Source organism: Zongyangia sp., assembly GCF_965361945.1.
On the sequence record NZ_CBDTOK010000030.1, the window covers coordinates 1 to 4,870 of the forward strand.

Annotated in this window: 5 protein-coding genes; 3 read left to right on the forward strand and 2 right to left on the reverse strand. The window is 48.8% G+C overall.

The genetic code is table 11. The annotated features are described in order from the left end of the window. Together ACZ25G_RS01800 and ACZ25G_RS01805 are read right to left on the reverse strand one after the other, a co-directional pair. Window positions 1–1,209 (reverse strand): ABC transporter ATP-binding protein (locus ACZ25G_RS01800; protein ID WP_463681338.1); only part of this gene is annotated, 1,209 nt, incomplete at its 3' end. Window positions 1,210–1,250: 41 nt separating this feature from the next. Continuing rightward, entirely contained in the window at window positions 1,251–1,520 is a 270-nt protein-coding gene (locus ACZ25G_RS01805; RefSeq protein WP_463681339.1) for a DUF1294 domain-containing protein, read from the reverse strand. A gap of 81 nt (window positions 1,521–1,601) precedes the next feature. Between ACZ25G_RS01805 and ACZ25G_RS01810 the strand changes: the two genes are divergently transcribed. The 3 genes from ACZ25G_RS01810 to ACZ25G_RS01820 form a co-directional block, all read left to right on the forward strand. Then, the gene (locus ACZ25G_RS01810; protein WP_463681340.1) at window positions 1,602–2,291 is read left to right on the forward strand and encodes a TetR/AcrR family transcriptional regulator; all 690 of its coding nucleotides are present in this window, start codon (window positions 1,602–1,604) and stop codon (window positions 2,289–2,291) included. Between the two features lie 2 nt (window positions 2,292–2,293). Continuing rightward, window positions 2,294–2,998, forward strand: coding sequence for an ABC transporter ATP-binding protein (locus ACZ25G_RS01815; RefSeq protein WP_191482666.1), 705 nt, complete (start codon window positions 2,294–2,296; stop codon window positions 2,996–2,998). A 3-nt stretch (window positions 2,999–3,001) separates the two neighbouring features. Further along, the coding region (locus ACZ25G_RS01820) for an ABC transporter permease (protein ID WP_463681341.1) at window positions 3,002–4,870 on the forward strand (1,869 nt) is incomplete at its 3' end.

Below are 4,870 nucleotides of genomic sequence, written 5' to 3' on the forward strand. Positions count from 1 at the left end.
GCCCAATGCGGAAAAGGAATGATCAGGATTCACCTGCCGGATGTTGTCGCCATGCCGGCTGTAAATTTGCGGTGCTACATCATAAGAGTACTCGACCGCCTTAGCATAAGGTTCGACACCGCTGCTACCACTGTCCAAATACTGTTTGAGGGAGGTAAGATCATTAGGCTCTACCCCTGAAAACATACTGCTGAGGGTTTGTGAAATTTTGACATCTCCCGTGTTATCGTCCGACTGATTTGCCAAGACACTGGACATCATCGCGGAAAAATTCATTGTCGTCTTTTGAATTTGTAGTGGATACTCCGAAAGCGTCTCTTCCTCCAATGTTTGAATATAGCTGTTAACACCGTTGGAAATGGACAAGATCAAAGCAATTCCAATGATACCGATAGAACCGGCAAAGGAGGTCAAAATGGTTCGGGCCTTTTTTGTCCGCAGATTGTTAAAACTGAGGGAAAGGGCGGTCAATAAAGACATGGATGATTTTCCCATGTTTTTATAGATAGGCTTAGTTTGTGCCTTTTCAACCTCATAGGGGTCGGAGTCTGAACGGATCGTTCCATCCTTTAGCTTGACGATTCTGGTCGCATAGAGCTCCGCCAACTCCGGATTATGGGTTACCATGACGACCAGCCGGTCTTTTGCCACCTCTTTGAGCAATTCCATGACCTGCACACTGGTTTCACTGTCCAGTGCGCCTGTTGGCTCGTCGGCTAAAAGAATATCCGGGTCATTGACCAGCGCTCGTGCAATAGCCACGCGCTGCATCTGACCGCCGGACATCTGGTTGGGCCTTTTGTGGATCTGTTCCCCCAAGCCCACCTGCTCTAGCGCTCGGATGGCACGCTTTCTGCGCTCCGCTTTGGAAACGCCGGAAATTGTGAGGGCCAGCTCTACATTGGCCAGTACTGTCTGATGTGGGATAAGGTTATAGCTTTGAAAGACAAAACCAATGGTGTGATTTCGGTATGAGTCCCAATCCCTATCTTTATATTTTTTCGTGGAGATTCCGTTAATAATCAAGTCGCCGCTGTCATAGCGGTCAAGCCCTCCGATAATATTGAGCAGTGTGGTTTTTCCGGAACCACTGGGCCCAAGGATAGCCACGAACTCATTATCTCTTAGATTCAGACTGACATGGTCCAGAGCCTGTTGCACCAAATTTCCAGTCTTATATTGTTTGCAAATGCGTTTGATTTGAAGCATAGAGAGAAACTCCTTTTGTATACTCAGTTCCAATTGTATATTTAAAAGAGAAAGTGATATAGGAGCCAGATCCCTATAGCTTCCGCCGCAAATATGACTGGAACACCAACCATGAAGTACCAGTGCTTGGTTTTATGATGGAATAGGAGCATAGAAAGGTAGAGCCCCACGCTTCCTCCTAATATTGCCAGAAGAAATAATGTTTTTTCCGGTATCCGCCATCGGTGTTTCCGAGCGGCCCGTTTATCAAAGGCGCAGACGAAAAAAGCAATCGCATTGATGAGCAATAAATAATACAAGAGATATCCCATGAATGATCCTCCTTCTTCGGTATTATACCATATTTTGATGTATGTGAACTTAGGCCAAAATAAGAAGAGGCTGTGAACGAAATGGAAACTTTAATCTTAAACACGCGTTTACTATTGAATAGAAAAGAGAACAGAACTATAATAAAGAAAAAAGGAATAATGAACGGGTGTTTAATTATGCAGCGACCAAAAGAAGAAATTAGACAGAACATTTTGAAAGCTGCGGCGGATGAGTTTGCGGCAGTGGGTTACCGGCAGGCTTCCATGAGAAAAATCGCGGAGAAGTCTGGTATCACACCGGGAAACATCTACGCTTATTTCGAGGGGAAAGACGATTTATTTGATCAGGTGACGGCACCAACGGTAACTGAACTGGCTAGATTTCTGGAAGAAGTCTACAAAGGCGCGGATATCAATCAAAACAGTGTTCAGCAGATTACGGACGCAGTTGCGGATATTTTTATCAAAAGCCGCAAGGGATTTTTAATTCTTACCGATGCCAGCGCAGGGTCAAAACACGAAAATATTAAGGGGCATATTGTTGACGCTGTGGAAAAGAGACTTACTGGAGAGTTTTTGCCTCGATTAGCCCCGGCGCACCGTCATACTTTATTGGCAAGGGCGCTGGCGTCTGCTATTATTGAAGGTTTGCTTTGCATTTTCAGGGAGTGCCATGACAACGACTCTCTCCTTTATCAGGGAATCAATGAGTTCATGGCGGTGATCCTGAGCGGAATGGGTCTCAGCATCGGCGTACAGGGAAAGGAATGAGGATGATGGGATTTGTCCATCTGGAGCATGTGTACAAACGCTATCGAATGGGTGAAGTGACCATTACAGCGACCGATGATATTTCATTTGACATTGAAAAGGGAGAATTTGCTGTCATTGTCGGCTCCAGCGGAGCTGGGAAGACGACGGTGCTTAACATCCTTGGCGGCATGGACCGCTGCGACGAGGGGATCGTCATGGTGGACGGCCAGGACATTGCGCAGTATAAGCCGCGCCAGCTTATTGAATACCGCCGGTGGGATATTGGATTTGTCTTCCAGTTCTATAATCTGGTACAGAATTTGACTGCCCGGGAAAATGTGGAGCTGGCGGCACAAATCTGTAAAGATCCGATGGATGCGGACGAGGTGCTGCGCCAGGTGGGGCTAGGAGAACGTTTGGGAAATTTCCCGGCGCAGCTTTCTGGCGGCGAACAGCAGAGGGTTGCCATTGCGAGAGCCTTAGCAAAACGCCCCAAGCTACTGCTTTGTGACGAGCCTACCGGCGCTTTGGATTCAGAAACGGGCAAAGCCATCCTAAAACTGTTACAAGATACCTGTCATGAGACGGGGATGACGGTGATTGTGATCACCCACAACTTGGCCATCACCCCGATGGCGGACCGAGTGATCCGGTTAAAAAACGGCAAGGTGCGGGAGATGAGAATCAACGAAAATCCGAAACCAGTGGAAGAAATCGAGTGGTAAGTGATGAAATACAGTGCGTTGTTCAAAGAGATGTTCCGAGAAATCTGGAAGTCCCGCAATCGTTTTCTCTCGATTTTGGGGATCGTTGCCATCGGATGCGGCTTTTTCTCGGGTATTAAGGCCAGCTGTCCGGACATGAAGTTGACGGCTGAGCAATATTTTGCAGACAATAATTTAATGGATCTTCACCTGGTGTCGACATTTGGGTTTAATGAAGACGATCTTTCGGCAATTTCTCAGATGTCCGGCATAGGGGGCGTCATGCCAGCTTATTCCACTGATGCCTTTGTTGCATCCGGAGAAAATTCTGAAATGATTGTCCATGCTGTATCAATTCAGACGCCTCAGCCCGCGTCAGATGATGAGGATTATATGAATCGGCCTCAACTCATTGAGGGGCGTCTCCCGGAGAAATCGGGGGAATGCGTTATTGACGAGAATCTTAATGATTCAGGGCAATATGCTATAGGCAGTACTATTACTCTGGAACCAGACAGTGGAGAGGATCTGTCCGAAACACTGGATACCACAACATTTACGATTGTTGGCATTGTGCGTTCCCCACAGTATATCCATTTAGAACGGGGCAACACAACGATTGGCGACGGCGTCATTGATGCATTCATCATGATTCCAGAAGGAGACTTTTGTGTGGAGGTTTACACCGATGTCTACTTGACATTAGCCGCCACAGAGGGGCTTTCCCCCTTTTCTACTGAATATGAGGAGACGGTAACGTCGGCGACAGAGGCTTTTGAAGATTTGGCAGAACGCCGTTCTCAAGAACGGTACAACGAAATCTATGATGAGGCGGCGGCGAAAATTGAAGAGGCAAAACAGGAGCTGAGCGACGGTGAAAAGGAACAGGAAGAACAACTTAGCGATGCCCGTCAGCAGATTGCCGATGCCGAACAGGAAATTAGCGACGGCTGGAAGGAGCTAGAAGACGGACAGCGGGAATTTGATGAAAAGATTGCCGATGCCGAGCAACAGATTGCCGACGGCGAGAAAACCTTGGAAGACGGTGAGAAGGAGTATGAAGAAGGCCTTGCCCAGTATGAGGAAGGCCTGAAGGAATACGAGGAAGGGCTGCAGCAGTTCGAGCAGGAAAAAGAAAGTGCTCTGGCTCTGTTGCAGCAGTATGAAAGCCAGGCGGAGGACTTGCGGGGGCAGATTGCCGACGGCGAAGCGCAGATTAGTGGCGGCAGAGGACTGGTACAGGGCATCGGTGGAATCACTTCTTCTTTTGAAAATGCCAGCATTTCTGATCCTACCCAGTTCCCTCCAGAGGTGAGCGGAATCATTGAAAATGCAGAGCAGCTTTCCTCCATGCTGCCTGACGGCTCCTTGCCAGAAGGGGTGAGCATATCCGGCATCCTGACCCAATATATTACTTCGGCGGCGGGCAGCGCGGAGAAAGCTACCCTCAAGGCACAGCTTGAGGGGCTGACAGGCCAGGTTTCCACAGTTTTGGATGAGCAGGAGGCCAACCTTCAGGTGGCGAAGGACGGTCTGGCCCAATTAGAGCAGGGCATTGAAGAGGGTTATCGGGAACTGGAAGAGGCCCAAGCGCAGCTGGATGAGGCAAAGGCTCAGTTAGATGAGGCAAAAGCCCAGTTGGACGCAGCCCGTGAGGAACTGGACGCAGGCTGGGCAGAGCTTGAAGAGAGCAAAGCCACCCTTGCCGAGGAAAAGGCCAACGGAGAGCAGGAACTGGCAGACGCCAGAGCCCAGCTAGAAGATGGAGAAGCTCAGCTGGAACAAGCAAAAATTGATTACGAAGAAGGAAAAGCAGAATCGGACCAGCAGTTAGCGGATGCTCGCAAGGAGATCCGGGATGCTGAAAACGAGCTGGAGGATCTGGAAGGCCCC

Coding starts and splice junctions, on each gene's coding strand:
- ACZ25G_RS01805 (WP_463681339.1), bottom strand. CDS start 1,520: ATGGGATATCTCTTGTATTATTTATTGCTCATCAATGCGATTGCTTTT.
- ACZ25G_RS01810 (WP_463681340.1), top strand. CDS start 1,602: ATGGAAACTTTAATCTTAAACACGCGTTTACTATTGAATAGAAAAGAG.
- ACZ25G_RS01815 (WP_191482666.1), top strand. CDS start 2,294: ATGATGGGATTTGTCCATCTGGAGCATGTGTACAAACGCTATCGAATG.